Raw genomic sequence first — 16,195 nt, 5'->3', positions numbered from 1 at the left:
CTGGCCCCAGTCGGCCGGCCTGTCCGTGAGGACCTCCAACAGGCCATCGACCTCGTCCAGGAAGGACTCACCCGCGCCGAAGCAGCGGGCCTGGGCGCCGGCCGGACCCTACGGCTGGGCGTGTTCGGTCATGCCGGGCGACAAGACCTGCTTGACGTGTCGCGACCACGGAATGCTCGCTCCGGTCAAGCCGGACGAGTGAGAGGCGTTCTGGTCCACCGGCCGCGGCGGTTGCGGATGGTCGTGGCCGAGCAGATGGAGTGCGCGACCGCCTCGTAGGGGCACCCGAACCGGAGGATCTGGAGCGGCTTGTGGAAGACGATCCCGTCGCCGATCCGGCGCGCCGGTGACAGCCCAGCGGACCGACGCGTCGATGGCCCAGATCCTCGCCGTTGGCCCCTGAACGGACTTGGCGGTGGGTCAGGTGCCGAGGTGGATGTGGCAGGCCCACAGACTCGGGTTGCGGGGATGGGCTGTGGCCAGGGCGATGGTGGCGGCGCGTAGGGATGTGGCGGGATCGTCGGAGCTGTCGTAGAAGGCACGCGAGACGGGGAGGGCGGCGATGTCGGCGAGCGGCCACAAGGTGGCGATCACCCCGGGGAATCCAGCGTGGTGGAACGCGGCAGCTAGGTGCACGGCTTCGTCGGGCAGGTCGGTTGCAACGGTCGCGCAGGATGACAGATAGGCGAGTCGGGCGCGTGGGAGATGCAGGCCGGCGATGTCGAGAAGGGTGAGCGGGGCGGTTTGGTGGTCGGCGAGGAAGATCTTGCCGTCGCGGCCGGAGGAGCTGTGGCAGGCGAAATGGGCGAGTTCGGCGTCGGGCAGGGCTGAGAGCACTTCGGCGCGGGTGGCGCGGGAGCCGAGGAACTCGGTCGGGTCGTACCGGTCCCGAAGCCAGGCGACCTCGGCCTGGACGCGTGGCAGGGGCTGTTCGCCCGGGGTGTCGGGCATCGCGACGACGAGGGTGCGTGGCCGAGGTGGCAGAGGCCCGGTGACGGCTGATCGCAGGGTGCGCAGGCCGAAGGCGTACGAGGAGGTGACCCGGTTGAGAGCGCCGCCCGCGGCGTGCAGGGGGAGAGAGGTCAGTGGGCCTGCGGGCAGCCACCAGAGCCGGGACGTGGCGGGGCCGAGTGCCTTCAGGACGGGGAGGGTGACCGTCTCTCCCAACCAGTGGAGGAGTTCGAGGAGTTCGGCCTCGCCGCGCAGACGGTCGCCATGGCCGCTGTCGGGATGCTGGATGGCGGTCAAGGCGGAGCGTAGTCCGTCGGCGCGCGATCTGGCGGTGGCCGCCGTGAGCCCGGGGAGGGCGACCGGCTCGATCCGGTCCCCGGGGAACAAGAGGAGCGCATGGCCGTGGTGCCGGCCCGCGGCTACCAGCACCACCGGGCCCGGGACACCTGGATGTAGCGGACCAGAGCCACTGGGGCGCGCGAAGTCCTCGAACCCGGGCACGGCACGGATCTCGGCGACGAGACCGGTCCAGGCGTCGCTGCGGCGCCGGGCGTCCTCGATGGGGGCGGCGGTGTACTTGTTCTCCCAGGAATAGGGCACGTGTCCGTCGAGGGCCGGGGTGAGCGGAGCGTCGAGGCCGGCGCGGAGCTCTTCGACGCGGTCGGCCAGCTCGGGGGCGAGGCCCGTCAGATCGTCGCGGGTCTCCAGGAGCTGGGTCCACAGGACACCCCTCGCGGCTTCGAACAGCCGGACCGCCCGTTCGGGGGTGCCCGCCTGCACCGCGGCCTCGGCGGCGCCGCCTGCCAGGTCGGTGACCTGGCCCAGCCAGTACTCGCGGTCAGCGCGGGCGAGGGTGCGGGCGGCGAGCCTGGGCAGTAGCTCGATGGCCGTACCGTACGCGTCGGCGGCGTCCTCCCAGTCGCCGCGGTCGGCGAGGACGGCGCCGCAGCGCTGGGCCGCGGTGATCCTGGTGAATGCCGGGGCCGACGAGTCGAGCGCAGCGGAGCGGAAGAGGCTGGCGGCTTCACCGAGCATGACCAGGTCGCCCTCGGCGCGGTCGGCGAGGACCGCGCCGAGGGCGAAACGCAGGTCGGCCTTGGACCGGGCATGGCGCAGCGCCTCGCGGTAGAGCCGTTCGGCCTCGTGGGAGAGGGCGAGGTCGGGTGTGCCGTCCGCGGAGGTTTGCCGGAACCGTTCCCGCAGGATCGCTGCGAGCGTGATCCGGGCCTTCGCGTCGGGCTCGTCCGCGTACAGGTGGCGGGACAGGGTGAGTGCTTCGGCAAGGTGCGGCCGGTCGTCGGGCATGTCGAGCGGGGTGGCGAGGACAGCGGCGAGGGTCCGTCGGTGTTGCGGATCGGCATCGGCGGCGGCGCGCGCGGCCCGGACCGCCTCGTCGAGGTCGGCCGCCGACCGATTGCGGGCGGCCCGTTCGGCGAGCGCCTCGGCCAGCACCGCGAGGCTCTTGGGGGTGCGGGGGTGGTCCGGGGAGCGCAGCGCCTCGACGAAGCCCCGCGCGCCTCGAACCGCCTCTTCGAGGTCGTGGTACGCACCGCGCACCCGGTAGCGCATCAACAGGCCCGTCACGAAGGGCTCCGCCGCGGTTGCGGCCTGGATCCAGCGGCCATGGGACCGGACGGCAGCCGTCGCGGCGGTGGCCCGCTCGATCGCCTCGTCGAGGTCGGACGCCGCGCCGTCGGTGGCGTACCGGGCGAGCAGGGCGGTGGCCAGATTGCCCAGCAGCACGGGATGGTTCTCGTGCGCCTCGGGCAGTTCCGCGGCCTGACGGAGCAGGTCGATGCCGGCATCGAAGTCAGCCGGCTCCCCGGCGGCAAGTCGAGCCATGGTCAGGGTGCCGAGCAGGCCCCGGCCCATGAGCCCGGCCTCGGAATCGGGCGACGCCTTGGCCACGACCCGGCGCAGGATCGCCTCGGCCTCCGGCAGATCGGGCCGGTCGGGGTCGGCCCTGCCGATGAGGTAGTTGGCGAGGGCGACCTGCTCGTGGTCACGGCGGGCGAGGTCGCCCGGCAGGGTCAGGAGCTCGCGCAGCAGGTCGATGATCGGGTCGAGGTCGGACGGGTGGTGATCGACCTGGTACCGGGCGTCGAGGCAGGCAATCCTGGTCCACAGGCAGTGGGGCCGCCGGGGATGGCCCTTCGGGCAGAGTTCTACGGCCTTCTCGCTCAGAGCGAGGGCGTCGTTCAGGTCCGCGCGGGCATGGCGCGAGTTGAATCGCCGTCGGTGGGCGTCGGCGAGTTCGGCCACTACCGCGGTCCGTTCGCCGAGGTCGTCGTCCGCGTCATCGCCCGTCAGGCGCTCCTCGATCCGCTGGATCTCCAGGGCGTACAGGTCGACGCCCATGATCGAAGAGGGATCGGTCTCGCTGTAGGGGGCGGCGCTCTGCACCTTGACGGCCTTGTCGCCCGCGATTCGGTCGAGGGCGCGGACAGCCCGCGCCCAGGCCAGATGTTTGTGATCCGTGTAGCCATGCTCCTCGGCGTCCAGAAGGTAGACCTGAAGAACGCCCGACATCTTGGAGGCCCGTTCGGCCGCGGTACCGCTGCCGTACCTGTTGGACTGTTGAACGGCCTCCGAGCGCTCCAGCGCGTCCTCGGCTTCGGCCAGCAGCGCGGCATCGGGTTCGTGGGCGTACAGCATGACAAGGGCGAGCCCCAGTTCCCAGAGGAACTCGCGCGCTCTGTCCTGCCCTGGCCTGGCCTTCTCGACGCAGAGGCGGCGCAGGGTGACGACCTCGGCGAGCAGTCCGGGGTCGTCGGCCGCACCGCTCAGGCGGAGGACGGCGTCGGCGTGCCCTGCCAAGATCATGTCGATGAGTTCGCCGTCGGGCCGGGTCAGTTCGACGGCGAGTCGAGTGAGCGCGACCGCCCGGCGCAGCAGGGCCAGGGCGGATTCCGGCCGCTCCGCGGCAGACTCGGCCTGGAGCCGCGCGGCGATGACGTCGAGGCGGCCCGGATGGCACGGCGCGTCGTCCACGCCGGGCTCCATCCCGTCGGGCAGGTCGACGGCGAAGATTCTCCGGACGAGGTCGGGCCTGGCGTCGGGGGCAAGCCTGCTCAGCGCGAGCGCGAGGTCCTCGGTGTGAAAAGGGTCCTCCTCGATGAGGAACCGACACCATGCCAGCAGGCCGACGGCGTGGGAGGCGTGCCGGTCCTCGGCGGCGAGGCTCCAGAGACGGGCGGCAAGTGCAAGGGCCTCGACGTCCGTGACGGCCTCACCGTCGCCGCGCACGAACCGTTTCAGCCGGTCCATGGTGTCGGTGAAGAGTTCCGTCGCCGGAGCGACCGTCCCGAAGGCCGCCACGAGTTCGCTGAGATCGTCGTGGGGAACGCCCTCCAGGGTACGGGGGGCAGCCGCAGCCGGCTCGCCGTGATCCGCCCGGGACGTGCGGTCGAGGACGCGCGCGGCGCCGTACAGGTTCTTGCTGATCAGGCGGTGGTCGGGGTGATCGGTGGTGATGATCGCCAGAGCGGCACGCAGTGTCCGCACGGCTTCGTCCAGGTCGAGGACCGAGCCGGTCTTCTCGCCTCTGGCCCGCAGCGCGCCGGCGAGATTCGACACGATGATCGCCCGTTCAGGGGCGTCGACGCGGACGACCACGGTGGCGTCGCGCAGCAGACGGATCGCTTCGTCCAGGTCGGCTGACGCATCTCGCGCCGCCCCTCTGGATTGGAGGGCGACGCCGAGGTTGGCCAGGCACCAGCCGCGCCGGAAGTGGCCCGGTGGGGTGGCCGTCACAGCGCCCCGCAGTGACTCGATCGCCGCGTCCAGGTCGGCGGGATCGCCCAGGTCGTCGTAGCTCTGCTCCAGCGTGAGCCCGAGATTGGTCAGGTGCATGCCGCGCATGGGGTGCCCGACGGGCGCCAGCCGGACGGCCGCGTCCAGGGTCTCGATGGCAAGCCGCAGTTGGCGCGGGTCGCCAAAGCGCAAGTAGCGCTCGTGATGGTAGGCCCACCGCTGGGAAAGAGCGCCACGGCGAATGCCACGCAGGGGGCTGCCCGCGTCGGCGGCCAGGCCCTTTGCCGTGCGTGTGAGCTGTCCGACGGCACGCGCCGCGTGGTCGCTCTTCGCGGCTTTCGACACGATCGCCGCGGCAACGCCGAGCGCCAGGCCTCCGAGTACGGCAACACCCGCCCGGCGCACCGCGGTTGGCAGCCGTTCTCGCTCCACGCGGATCCCCCTCCCCGTGTCAGCGCGCATTGTGGTACCGAGGTCCAGTCTTCCCGCAGGCCGTCAGTCATGTGGCCAATATGCGGGTATTCGCGGCCCGTGGTCGCCGTTGGTGCGTGTGCGACGAGGGCATGTGAGCGGGGTCCGGCTGGCGCTCGCCGCCGAGACCCCGGCCCGATCGGGCGGCGGCGGTCGTGGCCCGAGATCCATCGAACCATCGCCGCTCAACGCCTTTGCCCGGCATGCTGATTCCAGCTTTCCCATCGCCGAGCCGGGAGAACTCCGCCGATGACCGTGCCCGAGGAATCACCCGCGCCGGCAGTTCGCCTCGCGGCGCTGTGCTTCCGCCTGGAGAAGGCGGAAGGCCCCCTGGGCGCGGAAGGGCCCGTCCGTGACCAGGCCCTGAACGTCGTCGCCGCGGTGCGGGCCGGTGCCGGCGCGGCCGAGCTGCGGGCACTGCTCGACACCTTGGAGGAGGCGTTGCGGACCGAGGGACTGCCGTACGGGCTCGACGCGGGGGCATTCCGCTCCGCCCCGACGGATCCGCGGTACGGGCCGTTGCGCGGGCTCCAACCCCGGGGCGTGCACGCGGTGTTCTGTTGTCCCGCAGCCGAGCCGCTGCGCTGCTCCCGTGCGCAACGTGCCACTTGGGCCGCGCGTGCGACACCTCCCGGCTGCCCTGTCCACGACCTCCCCCTGCGCGAAGAACGTCTCAAGCTGTGAACGGCTTCCTGACCCAGCTCGCACAGAAGGCCGCCGAGCGCTGGCTGGCACTAGTCGTCCTGCCCGGCATCCTGTTCGCCGCCCTGTCCGGCGTCACGTGGCTGATGGATGACGCGTTGCACCCCCGATCGGCCGTGATACGCATCGACAGCTGGTTCGCCGACCGCCCCAGCGGCGGGATCCAGATGCTGGTGGTTGCGACGCTGGTCGCCGGTGCGGTCCTCTCCGGCTTCGCCGCCAGGGCGCTCGCCCATGCCGTCGAAGCGTTCTGGTTCACGCCGAGGCTCGGGCGGCTCGGCCGCGCTCTGACGGCCCGGCGACGGGCCCATTGGCAGGAACGGGACCGCGCGCACGAGATCGCGGTCATCGCGCGCTACCAGGAGGGTCCGCGATCGCACGCCGATCCCGAGGCGGCGCTGGCCGCCCGCAACAGCATCTGCCTGGTCCCGCCCGCCCGTCCGACCTGGATGGCCGACCGGATGCGTGCGGCGGGCGAGCGCGTCCATCTTGCGTACGGCCTGGACCTGGTGTCGCTGTGGCCAAGGCTCTGGCTGGCCGTCCCCGACCCGGTCCGCACCGAGCTGGCCGGGGCCCGGACCACGCTGGCGGGTGACACGCGCTTGTTCGCGTGGGGACTGCTCTACCTCATCCCTGCCGTGTGGTGGTGGCCAGCCCTCCTCATCAGCGTGCTGACCTGCACGGTCGCCGCCTACCGGGCCCACGGCTCCGCCGATGTCCTCGCCGACCTCGTCGAATCGACCGTGGACCTGCACGCCCGTGACGTCGCGGCGTGCCTCGGCTTCACGTCGGATGACGCGCTCACGCCTGAGACCGGGGAGGAGATCAAGATTCTGCTCCGCAAGGAGTAGTCGCATCTTCGTCCCAAGCAAGCCGAAAGCCCGTTCCGACAACCTCAGTTCCGACAACCGCCGAAGTGAGCGCCTCGGATGGAGTGCACCCGGCGGGTGATCTCGCCGAGCTGGGTGATCGGACAGCCGGTCGGGGACGTGCTCGACGCTGTCCCAGTCGGCGCCGCAGGTCGGCGGCAGCTCCCCGGTCAGCTCCTTGCTGGACAGGTCGGTGCCGCCGCCGATGTGGTAGAGCTGACCGGGCACGCCCGGGCGCAGGACCAGTTCGACGCCGGAGAAGTTGTCCTCACGTGGAGCCAGTTGCGGACCTGCCGGCCGCGGTCGCGGAGGGCTACGTGCTCGCCGCGCAGCCGACGGGTCACGAAGCCGGACTATCCCAGTAGGGCGGCGAAGCGCCGGGCGAAGAGGTAGGCGTCACCGGGCCAGCGGGCGGACAGGTACCGGCCGTCCTCGACGACGTAGGCCGAGGTGTCGTCGGTGGCCGTACCACGCCGCCGCAGCTCGACCGGCCCACGTTCGAAGCCCGTGGGGTCGTCGAGCGCGGCAACCACCTCGTCCTGGACGTAGGCCGGATACGTCCGGTAGTAGCGGCCGCGCCGCCACGCGGTGAGGTAATAGGCGCTGCGCTCCATGTACTTGGGCAGGCAGGTGGTGCGCCGGCCGGCGATGACGCTGCGGCCCGTGGCCGGATCGACGCTGCGGGCCAGCACAAGGACGCCGTGGCAGATGGCGCCCACCGGCCTGCCGGTCGCCCAGAATCGGGCGACCTTCGCCTGCAGGGTGCGGGAGCCGAGGTACTGCCGCATCCCGGGCGCATGCCCGCCGGGCAGGAGCAGCCCGCCGTACTCCTGCGGTTCCACAGAGTCCCAGGCGAGCGGAGCCTGGAAGGCGGCCTCGCCAGTGAGTTGGCGGTAGAACTCCTTCGGCTCCGGCTCCGCGCCAAGCTGCCCGAAGAGCACACCGGTGAGCAGCAGCGGGTCGGCCTGCGGCGGCCGGCCGCCGTGCTCGGTCGCAAACACCACCTCGTGCCCGGCGTCGCGCAGCAGCCGCCAGGGAACGGCGACCTCGGTGACATCGAAGTCCCGGTCCGGCAGCGGAAGGAGGATGCGCATGAGTGAATCCCTACCACGGCAGCGCCACCGCCTGGAACGGCCTGCGCACACCTCCACCACCGCACCACCATCAGCCCGGCCCCCCGACGGCTCCGGGCCTCACGGCGGAAGGCCGCGCCACAGGGATGCCGGCCCATCCTCCTGGTGTACCGAAAGCCGGACCGGAGGTGCCGGGACACCAGGCTCTGTCAGTGGGGCCCTCTAGGGTTCGGCCATGGGATGCACAGCAGATGAGCGTCTGGTGGCAGGTCCGGAAGAGAGCCGGTACTTGGAGGCGGTGTTCACTCCAGGGGCGCAGGTGGGCACGCATGCCGAAGATCGGGCGAGACCCGTGCACGTCGTCGAGGTGACCGAGGTGAGCCCGATCCGGGTGCCGAGCGGCCGGCTCGTCGTCGCCTCGCCCTGGCCGGATGACTCCGACCCGGAGTTGCCCACCCCGGCCGGCCGGGAACTGAAGGACCGGATCCCACCTGGCGTTCACCGGGTGGAGGCCTCTTGGACGGAAGCGCCCTACGAGTACGACGGCGAGCAGTTCGACGGTCGCGAGGAGGTCGCGGTCCGCCTCCTTGTCAGCGATGCCCCGGTGGCCTGCTGGGAGGCGGCCCTCGGCGTCGGCGAGAGTATCGAGCGAATCGTCCCCGGTGAGCGGCCGACCTTCGACTCCGAGGAAAATATGGGAAGTTTCGCCGACGCCACGGCCTGGCCGTCGCTGACCGAGCCGTTCCGCCAGTTCTGGCTCGGCGTCGACGCGGGCCGGCAGGACGCATCCCGGGCCACCGAGTCTCTGGGCGAGTCGTTCGAGCGGGCGAGTGACGAGGCTCTCGGGGCCGACCTCGTGACGTTCCCGACCGGAGGGGGAGCGTCGTATGGCTGGGGCGCACGGAGACCGGGAGCATCGCCTCGATCGTCACGACTGGACCGGCCTTTTTCCATGACAAGCTGGTCACGTCCGTGTGAGCCAGGCGGGCCGGACGCGGTCGTCGCCCACTCGGCGCTCTGCGTCCTCCGTCAAGTCTGCGGGTTCTCAGGGCTCGCGGGAGGGGACGTGGGCAGCGAGTTCGGCGGCGAAGCGCCGGGCCCGGGCTTCTCAGTCGTGATCGGCTCGGCTGCATTCGGCGGCTTGCTCGGGCATCTGCCAGTGATGGAATGTGGTGGATTGGCATTGGTCAGGGACGTTGCATGACCGGCTCACTCGATGACGTACTGGGCCACCTCGATGCGTGGTTGGGCGTCAACGCTCCTGCGGATTATGCTGCGTTGAATCCGGGGGCTACGCAGGATGATATCGACGCCATTGCTGACCGCCGGTTCGGCCTGCATCCCGATCTCGTGACGTGGCTGCGGCGTCATGACGGGTCGTCTGCCACCAGCCATGCGGGCCCAGGGGTCATCCTTCCTGGGGGTTTCATCTTGCTTACCTCGACCGGAATGCGCGACGGTCAGCGGTGGATGGAGGAAGGCATTGCTGAGTGGATCGATGCGAACGAGTCGGAAGACCCTGACCTACGTGACATTTACGACGGTGTGTACGGGTACTCGTTCCACGTACGATGGGTTCCGATCGCCTCTGATCTCACGGGCGGAAAGCTCATCGTCGATCACCGTGCCGGAGACAAGTTCGGGAACGTGCTCTACGGCCTGCAGGCCGGTGACACGGACGCGCCGGTGAAGGTCTGGGACAGTGTTCATCAGATGTTCCAGCAGCTTCTGGGAGCTCTCACGGAGGAAGCTCCCATACAGCTTGCCGACTATGCCGAGCCGCAGACGCCGAGCGTGAGCGGCGCCGGCCGTGACGCCTACGTGATGTGGACATGAAGCGCTGAGCACGCACGGCATCGTGGAGTTCACCCCGCTGCTGGTCGCGGCCGGTTTTGGAGGACCTCAAGTCCCAGGACTGAGGAAGTTCTCCGGGCCACGAGCGGAGCCAGATGAGGAGTGCGACGCGGTCACGGTGCCGAGGTACACGTATCCGCGCTTGTCGTAGCGGGTGGTGACGGCGCTGAACTGCTGCAACTTCCCGATGCCCGCTCCACCGATTTCCGCTCCTTGCGCCGGGCCTTGTCGAAGTTCGGGGGCCGTCCCCCGTGTGACCCCCGGCGCAGACGTGCGGCCCTGTGGTCCTTCCTCTCCGGGATCACATGCCGGATGCCTCGCTTGCGGAGGGAGCCGCGGACCTGACGGTTGCTGTATGCCTGGTACTCCAGCCGTAGATCGTGATCTCGGTGGTGAGGGGCGCCGAGGCAGCAGGTGGCCAGCGTCGATCATCTCGCCCGGGATCGCCCACGCCGTCGCGGGCGTCGGCTCCTTCTCCGTCTACCCGCGTTCACCGAGACGGAGGGCCTCCCTTATCCCGCTGAGCTTCGCGGTCGTGGCCGGGGTCCGCTCCTGCGCTTGTTCAGAGAGTCGGAGGGCGTCGTCAATCTCGCTGAGCTTCACGGAGGACAGGACGGCCGCCCGCTCTATCAGGTCGTCCCGGGACACAGTGGTCAGCCACGTGCACGGGGTGAAGCCTGGACGCGGGAACGCGAGCCGCAGCACGCCTTCGAACGGCAGTCCTTCACCGGCGCCGACCGTCACTTCGATGCCCAGACCGCTGATGTCGACGCCCGCCGGAGCGACGACCTGCATCACTCGGATCCCGGACGTGTCGTCTCCCGACAGCAGTACGACCAACCTCCGCTCGTCGAACTGGACCCACCAGACTTCGCCACGTTGCACAAGTCCTCCAGACACATGACGGCAGACAGACGCTGCGCGACCCTGACGCGCTGTGGAGACGGGTGCGGCCACCGTTGATCATCGGTGTGTGAAGACTGAAGATCATGCGGTGGCCGCAGGGCACAGCGTAGACCCTGCCCGCCGGCAGGAGGCGTTCGAGGGCCTGATGAGCCGGATAGCGGGCCGGTTCGCACGGGTCGAACCCCGACGTCGGGTCGGGCGGTTGGTGCTCGGCCTGCTGTCGGACCTGCCGCGCAAAAACTGCTGGACCATCGCAGAGTGAGCCGGAGAGAGCACCCCGGACGGCATGCAGCACCTGCTCGGGGCCAAGTGGGACACCGGCCAGGTCCGCGACGACGTGCGGTCCTACGTGGTGGAGCATCTGCCGGACGACCAGGCGGTTCTGGTGGTCGACGAGACCGGCGACGTGAAGAAGGGCACCGGCACCGTCGGTGTCCAGCAACCAGTACACCGGCACCGCGGGCAGGATCGAGAACGCGCAGGTCGCCGTCTCTCTCGTCTACGCCGGCCGCCGCGGACACGCCGCGGGAGACGAGGTCCACGGCGGCAACCCGAGGCTGCGCGCCGCGCTGGGGGAACGCGGCACCGGCTACGTCCTCGCGTTGGTCTGCTCGCACGAAGTCACCACAGGCGCCGGGAGGTTCCGCGCGGACACGCTGGCCAGGAAGGTGCCCAAGAAGGCCTGGCAGAAGCTGTCCGCAGGGGTCGGAGCCAAGGGCCACCGCTTCTACGACTGGGCCGTCATCGACCTCACCGACCTCCGGCCCGGGAGCCAGCAGTTGCTGATCCGCCGCCACCGCAGTACCGGCGAACTCGCGTACCACCGCTGCTACTCGCCGGCCGCCGCAGTGCCGCTGACCACCCTGGTGCGCGTCGCTGGATCAAGGTGGCGGGTCGAGGAGCTTTTCCAGTCCGGCAAGGGCTTGGCGGCCTTGGACGAGCACCAGGTCCGCCGCTACCCGTCCTGGTCCCGCTGGGTCACCTGGCCATGCTCGCGCACGCCTTCCTCGCCGTCGTCCGCGCGAACGAACACGACTGCGATCCCGCACCAGACGCCCTCATACCGCTCACCTGCAACGAGATCCAACGGCTGTTCATCACGCTCGTCATCCGGCCCGCCTTTGACCCGGTCCACCGGCTCGGCTTGTCCGACTGGCGACGCCGCCACCAGGCCCGATCCCAGACCAGCCACTACCGGCGGCAAGCCGCTCGAACGTGAAGATCACGATTTACGACTGGAGTACTAGTCGGCGCTCATACTGTCCGGCGTGCGATGAGGACGGCCGGGTCCCCGGCGGGGAACGCGTCCCCTTTTGACGCAGCGCGTGCCGTTTGCGGACGGTCTTACACGGGCCGAAGCGTTCGGGCAGCTCGCGCCGCGGTACGCCCGTGCTCAGCCCGTGAATGAATCCCGTTGATCACCTGCGGTGGTCCCGCCACCGGCCATACCGGTTGCTGTGACCGGCGGTAGAGGCTCCAGCACAGCCCCCGCGCTGTCCCTCAGATCCCCCTGACTCATCATCACAAAGTGACTGGCCAACTGATCGAAGAGCCACGCCCTGGTGCTGACCGACCCGTTCTGGCGTCGGCCGGCGCCCCAGGGAAGGGAGAGCAGCCGTGGTCCCTCCCGCTGTCCCGCACTGCGCGTACGGTGGTGATACGACCCGTCAGAAGGTGCCGATGGGCGCAGCCCGAGGAAGCCCCCCGGCCGGCCCCGGCCGCCGACGCGTACATGGACTCCGGCCGGGATGAGACCGGCCTCGTGGACCTGGCCGAAGTCCTCGGTGCCCGCCCTGCCCGACGAGCCGTGGGCGGTGCGCCTGTGCCCGCAGGCCGCGAAGACGCTCACCGAATCCCTGAGCACGCGAAGGAGACGGTTCGCGACGTCCGGGACATCGCGGTCCACTGGTAGCCAGCGGGGCGAAGCGTATCCACCCGTACCCGGCCGCGCCTGCCTGGATCGTGCAAGTCGCGGCAAGTTCGTGGCGCCCGCGCCGTGCGGCCCACCAGGCTGCTCCTCGCATCCGAGCCCCGGGGGAGAGGCGCGCCGCCGAAGGCGTCCGGCCCGCACACTCCATAACCGTTCGTCCAGGGGGCCGGGGGCGAGGGTGGGCGTCCCGACCTGGGGCGGAACGGTTCGGTTGCCGGGCTGGACTCCTTCCGGATCCTGGTGATGAAGATCAGGGTGCTGGCGCGTCGAACAGGCCGGCGCGGGCGGCGAGTAGGGCGGCGGCGGCCGCGCGGTGGGCGGCCCGTTCGTCGAGGGGTTCGCCGGTGATGAAGAGTCGGTGGTAGAGCGGGGCGGTGGCTGCCCGGACCAGTTCCACCGGGTCCACGTCGGCGGGGAGTTGGCCCCGTTCCACGGCGCGCGTCACGACTTCGGCGGCCTGCTGGTGGCGGGCGGTGAAGAAGGCGCTGAGTGCCGCCGCGCCTAGGTCGGAGCGGAGGGCTGCGCCGATCAGGGCGGTCGGGGTGGTGCGCAGGTCGGGGTCGGTGAAGGTGGTGTACACCTCACGGGCCAGCAGCTGGATGTCCTCGTCTACGTTCCCGGTGTCGGGGATCGGCCAGGGCTGGTCGGCGGAGAGCGCGAGTGCGTCGGCGATCAGGCCGTCGACGCCGCCCCAGCGCCGGTACACAGTGGCTTTGTGGACCCCGGCGCGGTGGCAGATCGCCTCGACCGTGAGCTGGTCGTAACCCTTCTCGGTGAGCTCGGCGAGCGTCGCGGTGACCACGTCGGTGCGGACCCGGGCACTTCGTCCGCCGGGCCTGGTGCCTGCCTTCGCGGCCTTCGCATCATGAGGCAAAGTCGACTCCAGTCGCTTTAAGGCTTGCGTGTGGGTGGATATCCCGTCAGGATACTAATGCGACACAGGTCGCGTTAGTTGTTGCAGCGAAGGAAGGGCCCCCGTCATGACCGCGTCGATCCCGAACCCCGAGGCCCTGCACCCGCTGCCCGGGCAGGACCGGGTCGTCCTGCTCCGCCCGCTGGTCACCGACTCGCGGATCGAGGTCGGCGAGTACACCTACTACGACGACCCCGACGGCGCGACGGAGTTCGAACGCCGCAACGTGCTCTACGGCTACGGGCCCGAGCGGCTGGTGATCGGCAAGTACTGCGCGATCGCTGCCGGAACCCGCTTCCTGATGGCGGGCGCCGCCCACCCCACCATGGGCGTCTCCACCTTCCCGTTCACCATGTTCGGTGGCAGCTGGACGGAACGGACCATCGATCTGGTCACCGACATGCCCAGCCGGGGTGACACCCTGATCGGCAACGACGTCTGGATCGGATACCAGGCGCTGATCATGCCCGGCGTGCGGATCGGCGACGGCGCGATCGTCGCAGCCGGCGCGGTGGTCACCGCCGACGTCGAGCCGTACGCCGTGGTCGGCGGCAACCCCGCCCGCCCGATCCGCCGCCGCTACGAGGACGCCGACATCGAGCGGCTGCTGGGGGCGGCGTGGTGGGACTGGCCGGTGGAACTGGTCACGGAGCACCTGCGCACCATCATGGCGGGCACCCCCGCCGAGATCGAACGGATCGCGAAGGAGGTCACCGCATGACGGTGGAGAGGCGGATCGACGGCATCGCTGTCCTCGACCATGGCGGGGAAGGACCTGATGTGCTGCTCCTGCACGGCGCCAGCCGCACGGCGCTTGACTGGGAGCCCGTCCGGCCCCACCTGCTCGGCCTGCGGCTGGTCGCCATGGATCTGCGCGGGCACGGGCGTTCGGCATCGGCGTCCTCGTACGAATGGGAGGACCACCTGGCCGACGTGGACGCTGTGGTCCGCGCGCTGGGGCTGCGCAGGCCCTGGCTGGTCGGGCACTCACTGGGCGGCGTGATCGCCGTGCGGTACGCGGCGTCGAGGGACTGTGCCGGCGTGGTGGACCTGGACGGCTTCGGCGGCGGGGTGCCCACGCTGTACCCCGGTCTGACACCCCAGCAGGTGCGGGAGCGTCGAGCCGAGCAGATCGCTCTGTATGCCGGTGCTCCGGCGGTGACGGATCCCGGGCAGGTCGAAGTGCAGGCGCGGGCGGCGGCCGAGCGCTTCGGATGGGACGCGGAGAGCGAGGCGGCACGTGCGCGGCGCGCCGAAGGACGTCCTCTTCCGGGTGAACTGCCCGCACTGATGGCCCCGCTGGACGGCTACGACCTGTTCGCCGAGGTTCGCGCACTGCGCGTACCGGTGTTGCTCGTCGCAGGCGCGCGTACGCCGGACCTCGGCCACCTCCCGCAGCGCGTCAGGGAGTTGACCGGGGCGCTGGTGCGCGGCATCGGGCGGGAGCTCGCGGCGTTGCCGGATCGCGTCGGCGTGGTCCGGCTGGAGTCGGCCGGACACATGGTCCATCTCGACGAGCCAGCCCGGGTCGGCGAGCTGATCCGAGAGTTCGTGGAGCCGTCCGGGAACTGACCGCGGTCTTGGACAGCCGCTCCCACACTCGCCCGGCCGCGTGGCATCCGGCACGGGCGCCTCGACGAAGAGCCGTCCTGACGCGTAGTCCGGACCGTCACCGAGATCCGCGGGCTGACGGATCCGGGTGGCCGGGTAGCGTGAGCCACATGTCGGGGGAGGAAGTGATGCAGGACGGTGCCCATCGTCGGGTGGTGCGGATCGGTGACACCGTCCGCAGACCCGTCCAGCCCTGGACGCCCACCGTCCACGCGCTGTTGCGGCACCTGGAGAAGGTCGGCTTCGCCTGTGCGCCGAGGCCGCTGGGGACGGCGAGGTCGTCTGTCATGGGGACTTCGGCCCCTGGAACGTCGTCTGGCACGACGACCGGCCGGTGGGGATCATCGACTGGGACTTCGCCCGTCCGGCACCACGCCTGCACGACGTGGCCTACGCGCTGGAGTACGTCGCTCCCTTTCGCGACGACGCCGAGTGTCTGCGCTGGCTGCGCTACCCGGCGCCGCCCGACCGCCGTGCGCGGGTGGAGGACTTCCGCAGCGCGTGCGGCCTCGACTCGACCGTGGGGCTCGTCGACGCCGTCATCGCCAGACAGCAGGACAATGCCGACCTTGTGCGCCGGCTGGCCGAGCAGGGGGTCGAGCCTCAAGCCACCTGGGCTGCCGATGGGCTCCTGAGCGAGCTAGGCAACAGGATCGACTGGAGCAAGTCACACCGGCATCTGGTCGAGTAGCCACGTCGCTCGCCTGTACTTCTGGCTGCCGGCGAGCGTGCACTGCGCCTGTCAAGGCGGTCGCGGCACAGCTCTTCGGCACAGCTCCTGCATCAACGGGGGAGCTGCTCCCAGGCCTCGTCAGGCTTGCCGTTGCACCGGTACTGGATCAGCTGGGTGCCCTTCGTCGCGGTGGCGCCGAGCGCGAGGCACCTGCCCGAGTAGACGTTCCGCAGCGTCTTCGCGGAAGCGTCGTACCACCATGTCTCGTCGATGGCGGTGTCGCTGCCGGGAGAGTGAACTCGCCGCGGGCGGTCTCCGCTCTCCTCGCGAGGAAAGGTGCGGATCCGGCCCAGTGTGACTTCTTGTTCCTGTTCCGGCAATTGGTGGTGGTTTTTTTCAGGGGTGGTTGTGTGGAATGCATGGTGGGGTGTGTGGAGTGACTGTTTCGTTTTGTGTGTGGGGGGTTGTACGGTCGGGTTGTCGGTTCGG

12 protein-coding genes and 2 pseudogenes are annotated in these 16,195 nt (G+C 70.4%); 8 read left to right on the top strand and 6 right to left on the bottom strand.

Annotation, left to right across the window (positions count from 1 at the left end):
* Window positions 1–209: 209 nt before the first annotated feature.
* A pseudogene (locus IE244_RS40420) lies at window positions 210–361 on the bottom strand (IS5/IS1182 family transposase); the annotation flags it as partial.
* A gap of 59 nt (window positions 362–420) precedes the next feature.
* Window positions 421–5,136: a CHAT domain-containing protein gene (locus tag IE244_RS40415; RefSeq protein WP_191878565.1), complete on the bottom strand. Its 4,716-nt coding sequence runs from the start codon at window positions 5,134–5,136 to the stop codon at window positions 421–423.
* Between the two features lie 288 nt (window positions 5,137–5,424).
* On the opposite strand from IE244_RS40415, the gene IE244_RS40410 reads away from it, so the two are divergent.
* Both IE244_RS40410 and IE244_RS40405 read left to right on the top strand, forming a co-directional pair.
* Window positions 5,425–5,859 carry a hypothetical protein gene (locus tag IE244_RS40410; protein WP_191878564.1) on the top strand — a complete coding sequence of 145 codons (435 nt, stop codon included), beginning with the start codon at window positions 5,425–5,427 and terminating at the stop codon, window positions 5,857–5,859.
* Window positions 5,856–6,728: a hypothetical protein gene (locus tag IE244_RS40405; RefSeq protein ID WP_191878563.1), complete on the top strand. Its 873-nt coding sequence runs from the start codon at window positions 5,856–5,858 to the stop codon at window positions 6,726–6,728. Before IE244_RS40410 ends, IE244_RS40405 begins: the two co-directional genes overlap by 4 nt.
* A gap of 371 nt (window positions 6,729–7,099) precedes the next feature.
* Here the strand turns inward: IE244_RS40405 and IE244_RS40400 are convergent, their stop codons facing one another.
* Complete coding sequence (locus tag IE244_RS40400; RefSeq protein ID WP_191878562.1) at window positions 7,100–7,840, bottom strand: type 1 glutamine amidotransferase domain-containing protein; 741 nt, start codon at window positions 7,838–7,840, stop codon at window positions 7,100–7,102.
* Between the two features lie 241 nt (window positions 7,841–8,081).
* Between IE244_RS40400 and IE244_RS40395 the strand changes: the two genes are divergently transcribed.
* Both IE244_RS40395 and IE244_RS40390 read left to right on the top strand, forming a co-directional pair.
* Window positions 8,082–9,023, top strand: a complete 942-nt coding sequence (locus tag IE244_RS40395; protein WP_191878561.1) for a DUF4241 domain-containing protein — start codon at window positions 8,082–8,084, stop codon at window positions 9,021–9,023.
* Window positions 9,020–9,655, top strand: a complete 636-nt coding sequence (locus IE244_RS40390) for an SMI1/KNR4 family protein (RefSeq protein WP_191878560.1) — start codon at window positions 9,020–9,022, stop codon at window positions 9,653–9,655. Before IE244_RS40395 ends, IE244_RS40390 begins: the two co-directional genes overlap by 4 nt.
* 498 nt (window positions 9,656–10,153) lie before the next feature.
* On the opposite strand, the gene IE244_RS40385 is transcribed toward IE244_RS40390, so the two are convergent.
* Complete coding sequence (locus IE244_RS40385; protein ID WP_191878559.1) at window positions 10,154–10,558, bottom strand: putative type II toxin-antitoxin system PemK/MazF family toxin; 405 nt, start codon at window positions 10,556–10,558, stop codon at window positions 10,154–10,156.
* A 166-nt stretch (window positions 10,559–10,724) separates the two neighbouring features.
* On the opposite strand from IE244_RS40385, the pseudogene IE244_RS40380 reads away from it, so the two are divergent.
* Window positions 10,725–11,798 (top strand): annotated as a pseudogene (locus IE244_RS40380) (transposase).
* A gap of 961 nt (window positions 11,799–12,759) precedes the next feature.
* Here the strand turns inward: IE244_RS40380 and IE244_RS40375 are convergent.
* Entirely contained in the window at window positions 12,760–13,383 is a 624-nt protein-coding gene (locus IE244_RS40375) for a TetR/AcrR family transcriptional regulator (protein WP_191878558.1), read from the bottom strand.
* A gap of 106 nt (window positions 13,384–13,489) precedes the next feature.
* Here IE244_RS40375 and IE244_RS40370 point away from each other — a divergent pair, with 106 nt between their 5' ends.
* The 3 genes from IE244_RS40370 (at window position 13,490) to IE244_RS40360 (ending at window position 15,724) form a co-directional block, all read left to right on the top strand.
* Window positions 13,490–14,143, top strand: a complete 654-nt coding sequence (locus IE244_RS40370) for a CatB-related O-acetyltransferase (protein ID WP_191878557.1) — start codon at window positions 13,490–13,492, stop codon at window positions 14,141–14,143.
* Window positions 14,140–14,994: an alpha/beta fold hydrolase gene (locus IE244_RS40365; protein WP_191878556.1), complete on the top strand. Its 855-nt coding sequence runs from the start codon at window positions 14,140–14,142 to the stop codon at window positions 14,992–14,994. Before IE244_RS40370 ends, IE244_RS40365 begins: the two co-directional genes overlap by 4 nt.
* Window positions 14,995–15,226: 232 nt before the next feature.
* On the top strand, window positions 15,227–15,724 hold the full coding sequence (locus tag IE244_RS40360; RefSeq protein WP_308436315.1) for a phosphotransferase: 498 nt from the start codon (window positions 15,227–15,229) through the stop codon (window positions 15,722–15,724).
* Window positions 15,725–15,816: 92 nt separating this feature from the next.
* Here IE244_RS40360 and IE244_RS40355 read toward each other — a convergent pair whose 3' ends face one another.
* Window positions 15,817–16,086 (bottom strand): ricin-type beta-trefoil lectin domain protein, encoded by a 270-nt coding sequence (locus IE244_RS40355; RefSeq protein ID WP_191878555.1) that lies wholly within the window; start codon window positions 16,084–16,086, stop codon window positions 15,817–15,819.
* Window positions 16,087–16,195 lie beyond the last annotated feature (109 nt).

The organism is Streptomyces filipinensis (assembly GCF_014649495.1).
Classification (GTDB): domain Bacteria; phylum Actinomycetota; class Actinomycetes; order Streptomycetales; family Streptomycetaceae; genus Streptomyces; species Streptomyces filipinensis.
The sequence above is the reverse complement of the archived record's forward strand: the minus strand, read 5'-3'. Positions and strand labels throughout refer to the sequence as shown.

Excerpts from the sequence above, each read along its gene's own strand:
- IE244_RS40410 (WP_191878564.1), top strand. The coding sequence starts at position 5,425 with ATGACCGTGCCCGAGGAATCACCCGCGCCGGCAGTTCGCCTCGCGGCG.
- IE244_RS40370 (WP_191878557.1), top strand. The coding sequence starts at position 13,490 with ATGACCGCGTCGATCCCGAACCCCGAGGCCCTGCACCCGCTGCCCGGG.
- IE244_RS40390 (WP_191878560.1), top strand. The coding sequence starts at position 9,020 with ATGACCGGCTCACTCGATGACGTACTGGGCCACCTCGATGCGTGGTTG.
- IE244_RS40365 (WP_191878556.1), top strand. The coding sequence starts at position 14,140 with ATGACGGTGGAGAGGCGGATCGACGGCATCGCTGTCCTCGACCATGGC.
- IE244_RS40400 (WP_191878562.1), bottom strand. The coding sequence starts at position 7,840 with ATGCGCATCCTCCTTCCGCTGCCGGACCGGGACTTCGATGTCACCGAG.